The 13,647-nt window shown below is 59.5% G+C and carries 18 protein-coding genes; 7 read left to right on the forward strand and 11 right to left on the reverse strand.

Features of this window, described 5'->3' with window-relative positions; all coding sequences use genetic code 11:
* Positions 1-119 precede the first annotated feature (119 nt).
* A complete protein-coding gene (locus J2Y90_RS23955) occupies positions 120-539 on the forward strand; it encodes an organic hydroperoxide resistance protein (RefSeq protein WP_008009416.1) in 420 nt (139 codons plus the stop codon).
* A 37-nt stretch (positions 540-576) separates the two neighbouring features.
* On the forward strand, positions 577-1,587 hold the full coding sequence (locus tag J2Y90_RS23960; RefSeq protein WP_253504065.1) for an alpha/beta hydrolase: 1,011 nt from the start codon (positions 577-579) through the stop codon (positions 1,585-1,587).
* Between the two features lie 178 nt (positions 1,588-1,765).
* Here the strand turns inward: J2Y90_RS23960 and J2Y90_RS23965 are convergent, their stop codons facing one another.
* Positions 1,766-2,335 (reverse strand): elongation factor P, encoded by a 570-nt coding sequence (locus J2Y90_RS23965; RefSeq protein WP_003226785.1) that lies wholly within the window; start codon positions 2,333-2,335, stop codon positions 1,766-1,768.
* 48 nt (positions 2,336-2,383) lie between these two features.
* Positions 2,384-3,526, reverse strand: coding sequence for an elongation factor P maturation arginine rhamnosyltransferase EarP (gene earP, locus J2Y90_RS23970; protein ID WP_253504068.1), 1,143 nt, complete (start codon positions 3,524-3,526; stop codon positions 2,384-2,386).
* A 125-nt stretch (positions 3,527-3,651) separates the two neighbouring features.
* Here earP and J2Y90_RS23975 point away from each other — a divergent pair, with 125 nt between their 5' ends.
* Both J2Y90_RS23975 and J2Y90_RS23980 read left to right on the forward strand, forming a co-directional pair.
* Positions 3,652-4,065, forward strand: a complete 414-nt coding sequence (locus J2Y90_RS23975) for a hypothetical protein (RefSeq protein WP_253504071.1) — start codon at positions 3,652-3,654, stop codon at positions 4,063-4,065.
* Between the two features lie 2 nt (positions 4,066-4,067).
* Complete coding sequence (locus tag J2Y90_RS23980) at positions 4,068-4,550, forward strand: GreA/GreB family elongation factor (protein WP_071173126.1); 483 nt, start codon at positions 4,068-4,070, stop codon at positions 4,548-4,550.
* 9 nt (positions 4,551-4,559) lie between these two features.
* Here the strand turns inward: J2Y90_RS23980 and cysB are convergent, their stop codons facing one another.
* The 5 genes from cysB to J2Y90_RS24005 form a co-directional block, all read right to left on the reverse strand.
* Entirely contained in the window at positions 4,560-5,534 is a 975-nt protein-coding gene (gene cysB, locus J2Y90_RS23985) for an HTH-type transcriptional regulator CysB (protein WP_016770873.1), read from the reverse strand.
* Positions 5,535-5,646: 112 nt separating this feature from the next.
* Positions 5,647-6,150 carry a universal stress protein gene (locus J2Y90_RS23990; protein WP_016770874.1) on the reverse strand — a complete coding sequence of 168 codons (504 nt, stop codon included), beginning with the start codon at positions 6,148-6,150 and terminating at the stop codon, positions 5,647-5,649.
* Positions 6,151-6,248: 98 nt separating this feature from the next.
* On the reverse strand, positions 6,249-7,154 hold the full coding sequence (locus J2Y90_RS23995; RefSeq protein WP_024013777.1) for a 5'-nucleotidase: 906 nt from the start codon (positions 7,152-7,154) through the stop codon (positions 6,249-6,251).
* Positions 7,155-7,174: 20 nt separating this feature from the next.
* Positions 7,175-8,131, reverse strand: a complete 957-nt coding sequence (locus J2Y90_RS24000; protein WP_253504074.1) for a putative 2-dehydropantoate 2-reductase — start codon at positions 8,129-8,131, stop codon at positions 7,175-7,177.
* Positions 8,128-8,514 carry a thioredoxin family protein gene (locus J2Y90_RS24005; RefSeq protein ID WP_253504077.1) on the reverse strand — a complete coding sequence of 129 codons (387 nt, stop codon included), beginning with the start codon at positions 8,512-8,514 and terminating at the stop codon, positions 8,128-8,130. Before J2Y90_RS24005 ends, J2Y90_RS24000 begins: the two co-directional genes overlap by 4 nt.
* Between J2Y90_RS24005 and J2Y90_RS24010 the strand changes: the two genes are divergently transcribed.
* Together J2Y90_RS24010 and J2Y90_RS24015 are read left to right on the forward strand one after the other, a co-directional pair.
* Positions 8,513-8,956: a PilZ domain-containing protein gene (locus J2Y90_RS24010; protein ID WP_253504080.1), complete on the forward strand. Its 444-nt coding sequence runs from the start codon at positions 8,513-8,515 to the stop codon at positions 8,954-8,956. The two genes, J2Y90_RS24005 and J2Y90_RS24010, sit on opposite strands and share 2 nt — an antisense overlap.
* Positions 8,957-9,084: 128 nt before the next feature.
* Positions 9,085-10,161 carry a 3-deoxy-7-phosphoheptulonate synthase gene (locus tag J2Y90_RS24015; RefSeq protein ID WP_253504083.1) on the forward strand — a complete coding sequence of 359 codons (1,077 nt, stop codon included), beginning with the start codon at positions 9,085-9,087 and terminating at the stop codon, positions 10,159-10,161.
* A gap of 60 nt (positions 10,162-10,221) precedes the next feature.
* Here J2Y90_RS24015 and J2Y90_RS24020 read toward each other — a convergent pair whose 3' ends face one another.
* Positions 10,222-10,503, reverse strand: a complete 282-nt coding sequence (locus J2Y90_RS24020) for a GNAT family N-acetyltransferase (protein ID WP_253504085.1) — start codon at positions 10,501-10,503, stop codon at positions 10,222-10,224.
* Between the two features lie 639 nt (positions 10,504-11,142).
* Here J2Y90_RS24020 and oprI point away from each other — a divergent pair.
* Entirely contained in the window at positions 11,143-11,394 is a 252-nt protein-coding gene (oprI, locus tag J2Y90_RS24025) for an outer membrane lipoprotei OprI (RefSeq protein WP_003183784.1), read from the forward strand.
* A 124-nt stretch (positions 11,395-11,518) separates the two neighbouring features.
* Here oprI and J2Y90_RS24030 read toward each other — a convergent pair whose 3' ends face one another.
* The 3 genes from J2Y90_RS24030 to J2Y90_RS24040 form a co-directional block, all read right to left on the reverse strand.
* Positions 11,519-12,490, reverse strand: coding sequence for a L,D-transpeptidase family protein (locus tag J2Y90_RS24030; protein ID WP_150637750.1), 972 nt, complete (start codon positions 12,488-12,490; stop codon positions 11,519-11,521).
* 195 nt (positions 12,491-12,685) lie between these two features.
* Positions 12,686-12,979, reverse strand: a complete 294-nt coding sequence (locus J2Y90_RS24035) for a hypothetical protein (RefSeq protein WP_003226812.1) — start codon at positions 12,977-12,979, stop codon at positions 12,686-12,688.
* A gap of 57 nt (positions 12,980-13,036) precedes the next feature.
* Positions 13,037-13,642 (reverse strand): arylesterase, encoded by a 606-nt coding sequence (locus J2Y90_RS24040; RefSeq protein WP_253504088.1) that lies wholly within the window; start codon positions 13,640-13,642, stop codon positions 13,037-13,039.
* Positions 13,643-13,647: the final 5 nt, after the last annotated feature.

The following is a 13,647-nucleotide window of genomic DNA, read 5'->3' on the forward strand; positions in this document are numbered from 1 at the left end:
CGCAAATCTTCTTCGAAAATTTATCTTGCGCGCTAAACATTAGCGCTATACATTCTCTTCACACCTACTTAGCGCGCAAACAATTAGCGCACAACAACACAACCAATGAGGCTCACACCATGCAAACTCTCTACACCGCAATCGCAACTTCCACTGGCGGCCGTGACGGTCGTGCGATCTCCAGCGACAACGTCCTCGACGTCAAACTGGCCACCCCGAAAGAACTCGGCGGTGCTGGCGGCGCGGCGACCAATCCTGAGCAACTGTTCGCTGCCGGTTACTCGGCCTGCTTCATCGGCGCACTGAAATTCGTCGCCAGCCAGACCAAGCGCAAGATTCCTGACGACGCATCGATCACCGCTCACGTCGGCATCGGCCAGATCCCTGGCGGTTTCGGTCTGGACATCGATTTGCACATCAGCCTGCCGGGTCTGGAACAAGCCGACGCGCAGTCGCTGGTCGAGGCCGCTCACCAGGTCTGCCCGTACTCCAACGCCACCCGTGGCAACGTCGATGTCCGTCTGCACGTGACCGTGTAATCACTCAAGCCCCCGGCCCGAACAAGGAACATTGAACATGAACACTTTCAGCAAAGTCTTGACCGGTACCCTTCTCGCCCTGTCGGTGCACAGCGCGTTCGCCGGTGATGTCGAACACAACACCCAGGCATTCCTCGATGCGCTGAATTCAGGCAGCGGCAAGCCTATCGAGCAGCTGTCGCCCAAGGATGCCCGCGCCGTGCTGGTCGGCGCGCAGTCCGGGGTCAAGTTGACGTTGCCCAAAGCCGATGTCAGCGATAAGACCATCCAGGTCGATGGTCAATCGTTGAGCCTGACCATCGTCCGCCCGGCCGGGGTCAAGGGTGAGCTGCCGGTGTTCATGTTCTTCCACGGCGGCGGCTGGGTGCTGGGGGACTTCCCGACTCACGAACGTCTGGTACGGGATCTGGTGGTTGGTTCGGGGGCGGCGGCGGTATTCGTCAACTACACCCCTTCGCCGGAAGCGCATTACCCGGTGGCGATCAATCAGGCCTACGCCGCGACCAAATGGGTGGCGGAACACGGCAAAGAGATCAACGTCGACGGCAAGCGTCTGGCCGTGGCCGGCAACAGCGTCGGCGGCAACATGGCCGCAGTGGTTGCGCTGATGGCCAAGGACAAGGGCACCCCGGCGATCAAATTCCAAGTGCTGCTGTGGCCGGTCACCGACGCGAACTTCGACACCGGTTCGTATAACCAGTACGCCGAAGGGCACTTCCTCACTCGCAACATGATGAAGTGGTTCTGGGACAACTACACCACCGACGCCAAGCAGCGCAACGAGATCTACGCCTCACCGCTGCGCGCCACCACCGCGCAACTCAAAGGCCTGCCGCCTGCACTGGTGCAGACGGCAGGCGCCGATGTACTGCGCGATGAGGGCGAAGCCTATGCGCGCAAACTCGACGAGGCCGGAGTGCCGGTTACGTCGGTGCGGTACAACGGCATGATCCACGATTACGGTTTGCTCAACGTGGTCAGCCAGGTACCGGCGGTGCGTTCGGCGATGTTGCAGGCGTCTGAAGAACTGAAGCAACACTTGAAATAACCACAGTCCCATTGTGGGAGCGAGCTTGCTCGCGAAGGCGTCCTGTCAGACAACATGCCGTTGAATGACACACCGCTTTCGCGAGCAAGCTCGCTCCCACAGGGTTCCGAGTGTTTCTAACAGGCACAAAAAAACCCGACTCAATGGTCGGGTTTTTTCTTTGCGCAAAAACCAGTGCTTATTTGGCACGGCCTTTGTAGGAACCGCCTTCGCGGGTATCGATCTCGATCATGTCGCCGATTTCGATGAAGTCGGCAACCGACAGTTCGGTACCGTTCTTCAGTTTGGCAGGCTTCATCACCTTGCCGGAAGTGTCACCGCGAGCGGAGCCTTCGGTGTAGTCAACCTGACGCACGATGGTGGTCGGCAGTTCTACGGAAACCAGACGCTCTTCGAAGAACACCGCTTCGCAAACGTCGGTCATGCCTTCTTCAACGAAAGGCAGAACGCTTTCGATGTCTTCGGCGTTCAGCTCGTACATGGTGTAGTCAGTGGTGTCCATGAACGTGTAGGTGTCACCGCTGATGAACGACAGGGTGGCTTCTTTACGATCCAGGATCACGTCGTCCAGTTTGTCGTCCGCACCGTAAACGGTTTCGGTCTTGTAACCGGTCAGCAGGTTCTTCAGCTTGGTCTTCATGATCGCGCTGTTACGGCCCGACTTGGTGAATTCAGCTTTCTGAACCAGCCAAGGATCGTTGTCGATACGGATCACGGTACCGGGTTTGAGTTCTTTACCAGTTTTCATTGCGGATATCCGAATTTGGATGGGATTTACAAAAATCTAGGCCGCGTATCATATCCAATTTACATAAAACTGTACCAGCGCCGTGGCAAGATCCGCCTGCAAGGCCTGTTCCAGACACCATGCCTCGGCATTTTCCTCGAGTTCAGACCAATGATTCCGCGCCGCCAGCCAGTGCTCGCCGATCGGTTGGCCGGCGCTCCAGGCTCGCCACAGACCGTTCATCGCCTGCGCAGCAGCAGGCGAAAGGCCTTGGGTGTAGAGATCGAGGAACGCATCGAGCTTGTCCAGATGGATGTCGTCGTCCTGCTGGTAGATGTGCCAGAGCATCGGCCGCCCTGCCCATTGCGCCCGCACGAACGAATCTTCGCCACGCACCGCATTGAAATCGCAGCACCAGAGCAAATGATCGTATTGATCCTGACGGACGAACGGCAGCACTTGTACGGTCAGCGACTCGCGCACATGAATCGCGCCGACCGTCAGGGTTTCCGCATCCAGCCAGTGCGCCACATCGCCGAGAATCCGCCCTTCCGGCACCAGCAGGTGAGTCGGCCGTGCATCGGCCGCCAGCACATCCAGCCAACTGGCCAACCCGGGGTTTTCATAAGCAAACAGCGAGATCAGTTGCGCGTCGGGCGCGGAATCGATGCCCAGACCTTGCAGGAATTTTCGCTGCGCCGGTCGATCCTGCTGAAACTGCCGACGCTGTTCGAGCAATCCGTGCTCACGCAGCAAGCCTCCGGTGCCCGGCTTGAAACCTGGAAAGAAGAAGAATTTCCGCACCGATTTGTATTTCACCGACGGCAAGCCGTGGCAACCGGTGACCCAGTCTTCGGCGCTGAGATAATCGAGGTTGAGCCACAACGGCGGCGTTTCCCGGGCGGCCATGCTGTCCATGTAATCAGTGGGCAGCTGACAGGCGAAGGCTGCGATGACTACGTCGGCAGCGTCCGCATGCGGCCACTCGCTCGGCCACTGTCGCACGTCGACACCCTGCTGCCACTGCTGCGCGACATCGACATCGATCTCTGGGCAGATACGCTCGAAGGCGCGCAGATCATCCACCCACAGGCGCACCGGCAACACATGTTCGGCCACCAATTGCCGGGCCAGGCGCCAGGTCACGCCGATGTCGCCATAGTTGTCGACCACGGTGCAGAAAATATCCCAGCGGGGTTTCGCTTCAGGCATGCCGTTCTCCCGTTGGCAAAAAACCTCGATTGTCCGCATAAATGCGCTCGCGCAGAAGAGCCGACGGCGATTAATCTTCGTGCGACAATCGCCAATCGCCTGCAACCATCCGCCAGGAGGCCGCCATGCCCTACCGTCCGAATCCGCGTCGACCCTTGCCTGTTCAGCTTAGCGCGCTGCAGCTGACCGGCAGCATTGCGCTGGGCCTGTGGCTGGGGTTCCTGGCGATTGCGCTGACCTGCTGGCTGCTATCGCGTCTGTTTTTTGCCGAGCAATTGGCCCCGGTCGCGCAAGCGGTGCAGCAGCGCGTCAATCCACCAGCAGCCGTCGAGCCACAACCGGAGGTTGCGCCGCCGCCAACGCCGATGTTCCAACAGTACGAAGAAAACCTGCGCAAGAATGAACAGCAGGCCCGACTGGATCAAGCGCGCGCCAATTCGCGCAATGCCTCCAATCCGAAATGCCAGTTCTGGCTGCAGCAGGACCAGACCGCGCCGACCGAAAAGAGCCGCGCCAACGTTTTGCAATTCTGCGATTGATCATGAACAAACACAGCGTCCACCAATTGATCCTAGACAAGCTGCGCATCGACCTCGACATTGCCGAGCGCGCCGCGCAAACCGCTTACGAAACCGCGACCCACGAAGAAAACATCGCCGAAAACAAATACGACACGCTAGGGCTGGAGGCGTCGTATCTGGCGGCCGGTCAGGCGAAACGGGTTGAGGAGATCCGTCAGTCACTGGCGCTGTGCCAGAACCTGACGTTGCGTGCCTACGATGAAAATCGCGGCATCGAAGTCGGCGCTCTGCTCGGTCTGGAAGACGAAAAGGGTCGCGAGCAATGGCTGTTTCTGGCGCCGGATGCGGCGGGCCTGAAAGTCGATGTGGTGGGTCAGCCGGTTACCGTCATCACCCCGCGCTCGCCACTGGGCAAAAGCCTGCTGGGCAAGTTCGAAGGCGATGAGGTGGAGATTCTGGTGGCGGGCACCCGGCAACAGTTCGCTGTCACCGAGGTGCTCTGAAGCGGGTAGTTAGTGAACGGGCAGTTCGACGCCGTCGAACAGCTCTTCCAGTTCCTGCTTGTTGTGGCACTGAATGGCCTTGGCCATGACTTCCCGGGTCAGGTGCGGGGCGAACTTCTCGATGAAGTCGCACATGAAGCCACGCAGGAACGTGCCGCGACGGAAACCGATCTTGGTGATGCTCGACTCGAACAACTCGCTGGCATCCAGCACCACCAGGTCGTTATCGAGTTTGGTATCGACGGCCATTTTCGCCACGATGCCCACGCCCAGACCCAGGCGCACGTAGGTTTTGATCACGTCGGCGTCAGCGGCGGTGAACACCACTTTCGGGGTCAGCCCACGGTGGCTGAACGCTTCGTCGAGTTTGGAGCGGCCGGTGAAACCGAACACGTAAGTAACGATCGGGTATTCGGCCAGCGCTTCGAGGGTCAGCTTCGGCAGCTTGGTCAGCGGGTGGCCGTGGGGTACGACCACGCAGCGGTTCCAGCGGTAGCACGGCATCATCACCAGGTCGCCGAACAGCTCCAGCGCTTCAGTTGCAATGGCGAAATCGACGGTGCCGTCAGCGGCCATTTCGGCGATCTGCATCGGCGAGCCCTGATGCATGTGCAGAGCCACGTCCGGGTATTGCTTGATGAAATTGCTGATCACCGGCGGCAGCGCATAACGCGCTTGGGTGTGAGTTGTGGCGATCGACAGGGTGCCCTTTTTCTCGTTGGAGAATTCCTGAGCGATCTGCTTGATGCTCTCGACCTTGCGCAGAATCTCGCCGGCGGTGGTGATGATGCGCTCGCCGGCCGGGGTTACGCGGGTCAGGTGCTTGCCACTGCGGGCGAATACTTCGACGCCCAGTTCATCTTCCAGCAGGCGAATCTGTTTACTGATGCCCGGTTGCGAGGTGTACAGGCTTTGGGCGGTAGCGGAAACGTTGAGGTCGTGGTGCGCCACTTCCCAGATGTAGCGCAGTTGTTGAAGCTTCATATCAATCCCTCAAAGCAGGTAGACGCCACGGGCATCAGCGACGGTATATAACTATATTAATGGTTTGAAGAATAAATCTAGAACTTTTTATCAAAACGCCATTATTCCTGCTTCAACGATCTTCCCGCCGCCGGCGCTCCATCAGTGGCACCAGATACACCGGCACCTTGGCCAGTTGCAGAACCCGCGCCGCCGTGCGCCCCAACGGTGTTTCCGCGCCGACGCCATGGCTGTGACTGCCGACGATCAGCAGATCGACCGAGAGCTTGTGCACCTGATCGAGAATCACCTGCGACGGATCGCCCTGCAGCACGCGCACTGCGCGAATGCGCTGCAGATCCTGTTCGCCGTCGTCCCCCAGTTCTTCACGAAAGCTGTCGAGCACCCGTTGTTCGATATTGGCGATGACTGTTTTCAGACCCTGACTATGGAATTCGTTCAATGCCTGTTCATCGAGATAGCTCTGCAGCACCGACTCGGCAAACAGGCCCATGGGTTCCACCGCGTGCACTACATACAGATCGGCATTGAAGGTGCGCGCCAACGCCAGGGCATGCTGCATCACGAACGGTGCATAAAGACCGAGGTCGGTGGCATACAGCATTGAGCGAATCATCGGGACCTCCTCGCGAGCCAACGATGGCGGAGATTGATTCAGCTTAGCAGTGCCTTGGCGAGTGCGACGTGCGACGCAACGTCCTGAATGAAAAGGCTCTAGATCGGCGGTTCGTTGCTGATGCCATGGGGTACGTGGCCGGTGGCGACGACTTCACGGGCCAGCTCGCAATGCCCGGTCTGGTCATCGAAGAACACGTCAGCGGCGAAGGCTTCGAGGAACGCCGACTTGGTCAGACCACCGAGAAACAGCGATTCATCGAGACGGATATCCCATTCGCGCAAGGTGCGAATCACCCGCTCATGGGCCGGCGCCGAACGCGCGGTCACCAGCGCCGTGCGGATCGGGCAGTCGTCATCGGGAAACTCGCGCTGCAACAGATTCAGCGCTGCAAGAAAGCCTTTGAACGGCCCGCCACGTAACGGCTCGCGCGCCGATTCGCGCTCCTTGGCCTGAAACGCTTCCAGCCCCCCAGACTGATAGACGCGCTCGGACTCGTCGGAAAAAATCACCGCATCACCGTCGAAGGCAATGCGCAATTCATCGCTGGCCGCGCGGCTGGCGCCACCGGACAGGATCGTTGCCGCGGCGAACCCGGCATCCAGCGCCGCACGCACGTCTTCAGCGTGAGTCGAGAGAAACAGGTCGCAACCAAACGCTTTCAGGTACGGATACGGACTGCGCCCACCAACGAACGCCGCGCGGGAAATCGCCAGCCCATAATGGTGAATCGAATTGAACACGCGCAGCCCGGTGTCGGCGCTGTTGCGCGAGACCAGAATCACCTCGACCCGCGCGCGGCCGAGGCGGCTGTTCAGGCTCAGAAGTTTCTCCACCAAGGGGAACGCATCGCCCGGCGCGAGGATTTCGTCTTCGTGCTCGATCTGATATTGCCGATAGGCTTCGACGCCGCTCGACAGGTAGACCTTGTGGCTTTCGCTGAGGTCGAACAAGGCGCGCGAGGAAATCGCCAGCACCAGTTTGTCATCGATGTTATTGGCCATGCTGCCCCCAAGACTCCGACTCAAATATTGCGTCGGTCGATAAAACCCAAATGGCGATACAACGCCTCGATGCGCGGCAACTCGCAGCCCGCCGCTTTCGCCGCCGCCAGTGGCCGGGCGTAGATCGCCTCTAGCTCCAGCGGGCGCTTGTGCGAAAAGTCGTGGTACATGCTCGGCCAGTAGTCGGGCATTTTTTCCGTCATGGTGAACAGGTACTCGGCATAACCAGGCGGGATCTCGTATCCACAGGCCTTGGCACCCTGCACCACTTCGGCCATCAGCGCCTGAATCGACATGCGGCTGTCGGCATCGGCCATCAGCACTTCAGTGCCCGCGCCGAGCAACACCGAAAGGCCGTTATACGGGATATTCCACACCAGTTTCTGCCAGCGCGCCTGATGCAGATTCGCCATCGCCTGCGACTCAATACCGGCCGCGCGGAACAGCCCGGCGCCCTCCTCGACGATCGCCATGCGCGCCACTTCATCGATCGCGGGACCGCTGTGGTAACCGACGTTTACCGCGCCAAGGGCCTGATGGGTAATCTGCCCCGGGCCTTCGCGATTCACGCAGATCAGGCACAGGCCGCCGAGCAGATGCAGCGAATCCGGCAGCAGCGGCCGCAGGCTGTCTTCGACATCCAGACCGTTTTGCAGCAACAGCACTTTTGCGTCAGATTTGGCCGCTTGAATGATCGCTGGCGCGAGGCCGGCGTTGCTGGTGGTCTTGGTGCCGACCAGCAGCCAGTCACAGGGCGGCATGTCTTCGGCGGCGCGATAGACATTGGCCGGATTCAACGTCAACACACCATGCACCGCACTGTTGATCTGCAAACCACGCTCCGCCACTGCGGAAAATTCGCTGCGCAACAAGAAGTGCACGTCGAAACCGGCACGCGCCAGCATCACCCCGTAAAAACCACCGATTGCACCGGTGCCGATAATCCCCACCACCGGTTTGCTGACTGTCTCGCTCATGGCAACTCCTCTGCAATTCGACCCAGCGCCTGCGCCACTGCCTGGTTGAGTTCAGCAACCGTCAGGCGAGCGTGCACTGCGCCAAAAAACTCACCGTCGCGCACCACAAACAGCGCCGGCAAATGAAACACCTGATAACGCTCGACCAGCCCGCCGTTATTACCGGCGTCGATCCAGCACAGCCGATCGATCGCCAGCGGCATGCCCGGCAACACCTCGCGGGCATAGCGACAACTGGCGCAGCCGACGCTGGTGAAAATCACCAACGACACACCGTCCATGGCCAGCAGCCGCTGGTCGGCGTCTAAGTCGGTCAGCTCGGATTCGCCCACTATACTGGGGGAAACAATGTCAGATGGCCGACACAGGGAGTCTGTGCTCATGGGACGTTTCATTCCTCATCCGGACGAAGTTCCGGTTGAATTGACGTTACTCAAGCCTGAATGCATTTCCAGACAACAGCTGCACACTATCAGCCTCGGCGGCATCGCTTGCAATTACCACCGCGCCTGGCGCCACGGCACCGCGCTGCAAGTGCGCATGCCGACGCTGAATGCCGACTTCAGTTATCCGGGCTATGTGGCCTGGTGCCTGCGCCGCAAAAAAGGCTATCTGGTGGGCATCGCTTTCACTGACGAACAGACCCTCTTCAGCGCGCGAATGGGTGAGCAGGTGTGTCAGATCGAACGCTATTCGCGCATGCAGGACAGCCACAATGATCTGCAGGATATTCAGGCGCTGGCCCTGCAATGGGTCGAGGAGCATGCCGAAGAGTTCTCCCACGACAACCTTTGCAAGGCTTTTGCGCAGCCAGCGCTGGACTAAAGCACGGTTTGCCCATTGTCGAGCCGCGTCTGACGCGCTAAGGTTCGGCTCCCCCGACGCGCTAAATCTGCTGTGCTCCGCCGCGCGGGGTCGCTGGCGGCCGGCACCCGTGACCTGACGAGTAAACGATGGCTGATTTACCGATCAACGACCTAAACGTCGCCTCTAACGAGACCCTGATCACTCCCGATCAGCTCAAGCGTGATATCCCCCTGAGCGACGTCGCCCTGCGCACCGTCACCAAGGGCCGCGAAGTCATTCGCAACATTCTCGATGGCACCGACCACCGTCTGTTCGTCGTGATCGGCCCGTGCTCGATTCATGACATCAAGGCTGCCCACGAATACGCCGATCGCCTCAAGGTGCTGGCCGAGGAAGTCTCCGACACTCTGTACCTGGTCATGCGCGTGTATTTCGAGAAGCCGCGTACCACCGTCGGCTGGAAAGGTCTGATCAACGATCCGTATCTGGACGACTCGTTCAAGATCCAGGACGGTCTGCACATCGGTCGTCAGTTGCTGCTCGACCTGGCCGAGAAAGGCCTGCCGACCGCGACCGAAGCCCTCGACCCGATCTCCCCGCAGTATCTGCAGGATCTGATCAGCTGGTCGGCCATCGGCGCGCGTACCACCGAATCGCAGACTCACCGCGAAATGGCTTCCGGCCTGTCCTCGGCGGTCGGCTTCAAGAACGGCACCGACGGCGGCCTGACCGTGGCGATCAACGCGTTGCAGTCGGTGTCCAGCCCGCACCGTTTCCTCGGCATCAACCAGGAAGGTGGCGTGTCGATCGTTACCACCAAAGGCAACGCCTACGGTCACGTGGTGCTGCGTGGCGGTAATGGCAAGCCGAACTACGACTCGGTCAGCGTTGCGCTCTGCGAGCAGGCGCTGAACGAGGCGAAGATCAAGCCGAACATCATGGTCGACTGCAGCCACGCCAACTCCAACAAGGACCCGGCCCTGCAACCGCTGGTGATGGAGAACGTCGCCAACCAGATCCTCGAAGGCAACCAGTCGATCATCGGTCTGATGGTTGAAAGCCACTTGAACTGGGGCTGCCAGGCGATCCCTAAAGACCTCGCCGACCTGCAATACGGCGTGTCGATCACCGATGCCTGCATCGATTGGTCCGCCACCGAAAATACTCTGCGCAGCATGCACGCCAAGCTCAAGGACGTGTTGCCGAAACGTCAGCGCACGTAAGCGTGGTTTTGCAGGCATAAAAAAACGCCGGACATTGTCCGGCGTTTTTGTGTGTGCGATTCAGATTTTCGCAGCGCGGCGCTGATGGCGTTCCATATAGCGCTCGACGTAGGAGCAGGATGGAATCACCGTGTAGCCCATTTCGTCAGCGTATTGCAGCGCGCGTTCGGTCAGCGCTGCGGCAATGCCACGGCCGCGCAGGGCATTGGGCACGAAGGTGCGATAGATATCCAGGGTCTGCTTGCCCAGATCCATGTAGGTCAGGTAAGCACGGTGACCGTCCACAGTGGTCTCGAATTGATGACCAGCCTGGTCATGGTGGATGGACAACGCCTCGCTCATCACTACTCCTCGCGGGTCTTGAATTGTGACCCCTACCTTACCGATGTTTTCCCGGCGAAGGAACATCTACGCCACCCCGTGCCTGATGGACACCGAGAAGAGCCACACCGATCTCGCGCTACCTGACACCTGCTCAATAGTAGGCACCATTGGCAAAAATGCTCAAGGCACGCTTGTCATCGGACGGTTTGGGCGCAAAGGCTTCGATGCTCGCAGGCCAGGCATGCAAGACGCTCTTGCGTGCCGTTTGCCTGAACATTGCCGGAATGTTGAGACTTAAGACGTGTAACCTTTTTTAAAGTCACCCCGTACATCAACAAAGATACGCGAAGCGGTTCGCAGAAGCGCAACAAAAGTGTGGACGATTCATTTAGAAAGACTTTAGCCGAAGTCGCAAAAACAGCAGGCGAGCGCGGGAACTTTTTCCGTTTGAGTCGCTCACGCCGGGGCTTGCAGCTGGATATTTTTTATACAGCGCGGTTAAAAGTTGCTCGAAAAAGAATCAACGCCTACAATTTTTTTTGCTTCTTGCGCTACGTCAGTTTACTTACTACAAGTAATGGGTAGTATGTACGCCGGCTATTTCCTCAATCGTGAGGAGACAGCCACTTAATTTGAAAGTCCTTGAAGGGGAACACGATGAACAACGTTCTGAAATTCTCTGCTCTGGCTCTGGCCGCAGTTCTGGCTACCGGTTGCAGCAGCGCATCGAAAGAAACCGAAGCACGTCTGACCGCTACTGAAGACGCAGCTGCTCGCTCCCAGGCTCGTGCAGACGAAGCTTACCGTAAAGCTGATGAAGCTCTGGCTGCTGCTCAAAAAGCACAACAGACTGCTGACGAAGCTAACGAGCGTGCTCTGCGCATGCTGGAAAAAGCTAGCCGCAAGTAATAATCCCTCGGGATTGTTATCGAGCCGATCCGGTTTCCGGGTCGGCTTTTTTGTGACCGGTGCTTTTCTCCGGGCCATAAAAAACCCGCCGACGCTGCACGCCTCGGCGGGTTTCGATCAACGCTTATTGCTGCAGGTCGATCGGTGCACTGCTCACCATCGGCGCCGAGGTATTCGGCACGGCGATCTCTACCGGCAGGCCATCCTCGGCTGCGACCACATCCCGCACCACATCCCAGTTCATGCGCAGGTTGCCGGTGATGTCTTCACGCTTGAGCATCGCGTTGATCACCGCTGTGTGCTTGTCGACCACCGACGGGTTGCCCTTGTCGTCGAGCGGCGTGTGCGCTTCCAGATAGACCTTGCCGCCACTGCGACCGAACTTGTACGGGTCGTTGATGATGCGCACCGAGGTGCCGACCGGGACCATGCCGGCCATTTCCAGCACGTTGTTGTTGAACATGCGGAAGCAACCGTGACTGGTGCGCATGCCGATGCCGAACTTCTTGTTCGAACCGTGGATCAGGTAGCCCGGCGTACCGAGGGTGAACTTGAACGGGCCCAGCGGGTTGTCGGGGCCGGCCGGCACCACGTTCGGCAGCGGATCACCGTCAGCGGCGTGCTCGGCCTTGATCGAGGCCGGAGGCGTCCACGTCGGGTTCGGCGTCTTGGCGATGATCGAGGTGTGCGCGATCGGCGAGCCCCAGCCTTCGCGGCCGATGCCCAGCGGGAACGTGTACACCACGTCGCGGCCTTTCGGGTAGTAATAGAGGCGGTATTCGGCGAGGTTGATGACGATGCCTTCACGCGGGCCCGGTGGCAGGATGAAGCGCGTCGGCAGGACGATCTCGGTACCCGCGCCGGGCAGCCAGGCATCGATGCCCGGGTTGGCCGCGACCATTTCCGAATAGCCCAGATCATAGGTGGTACCCAGATCGGCAAAGGTGTCTTCGTATTTGGCTTTGATCACCTGCACCTGGCCGACGATGTCCTCGCCGGGTGGTGGCAGAGGAAGCTCCAATGCAGCAACGGGACCGGCCACACACAGGGCGGCAAGTGACAGGCAGCGGGTGACGGCAGGAAAGCGCGGCAACATCCGGAAAATCCTTCGCATGATCATCAAGGGTATAAGAGCGCGATTGTACACCGCGGCCTGGGGATTCGGGAGAGACGCCGATGGACCGTGTCGCGCCCTGAAAGATCGCAGCCTCGTTGCACTCGTCAGCTCCTACATCTGGAACGCATTCCCCTGTAGGAGCTGACGAGTGCAACGAGGCTGCGATCTTTGTTCTTAAAGTTCGAAACGCAGCTCAGGCCAGATCGGCGAGGTGCCGCGCTTCTGCGATTCGAGAATCGCCCGGCACAGCGAGCACAGACGCTGATCCTGGAACACCCGGCGATCCACGCTCGACCAGCGCGGTTGCGCCGGCAACAGGCTGCCACAAAGGGTGCGATCGGCCGAGCCACCGAGTTCCAGCTGACGCGTCACCAGATGCACCCGCACTTCCTGGCAGGCGAACAGGTCCAGCTGCTCGTCAGGCTCGATCAGTTGGTAGGCAAACAGGGACCAGGCAGGACGCGGCATCGGGGGCTCCAAATTCGGGGGCGCCACATTAGCCGAAAGCCTGCCACTAGAAAAGCCTCATAACAGCGGTTTTAGCGTCGGCCAGACATTTTCCAGCAACTTGCCCTGAGCCCCGGCGGCCGGGTGCAGACCGTCGGCCTGCATCAGGTCCGGATGGCCGCCGACGCCTTCAAGAAAAAACGGCACCAACGGGATGTTTTTCTCTTCGGCGAGCGTGCCGTAAACCTCGGCGAACGAATCGGTGTAACGCTTGCCATAATTGGGCGGCAGTTGCATGCCGAGCAACAGCACTTTGGCGCCGCTCTGGCGTGAGCTGTCGATCATCGAGGCAAGATTTTGTTGCAATTGCGTTGGCGGCATTCCGCGCAGTCCGTCGTTGCCACCCAGCTCGAGGATCACCAGCGCAGGCTTATGCTCTGCAAGCAGCGCCGGCAGCCGCGCCTGGCCTCCGGCACTGGTGTCACCGCTGATCGAGGCATTGACCACTTTATCGTCGAAACCCTCCTGTTTGAGCCGCTGCTCGAGCAGCGACACCCACCCCAGACGGGTATCCAGGCCGAAACCGGCGCTGATACTATCGCCAACGATCAGGACAGTACCCGCCGCTGCGTTCTGGGCCATGCACATCAAGGCCAGGCCAGCACTCAAAAACCATACACGCATCGGAT

This window comes from Pseudomonas koreensis (assembly GCF_024169245.1).
GTDB classification, from domain to species: Bacteria; Pseudomonadota; Gammaproteobacteria; order Pseudomonadales; family Pseudomonadaceae; genus Aquipseudomonas; species Aquipseudomonas koreensis_F.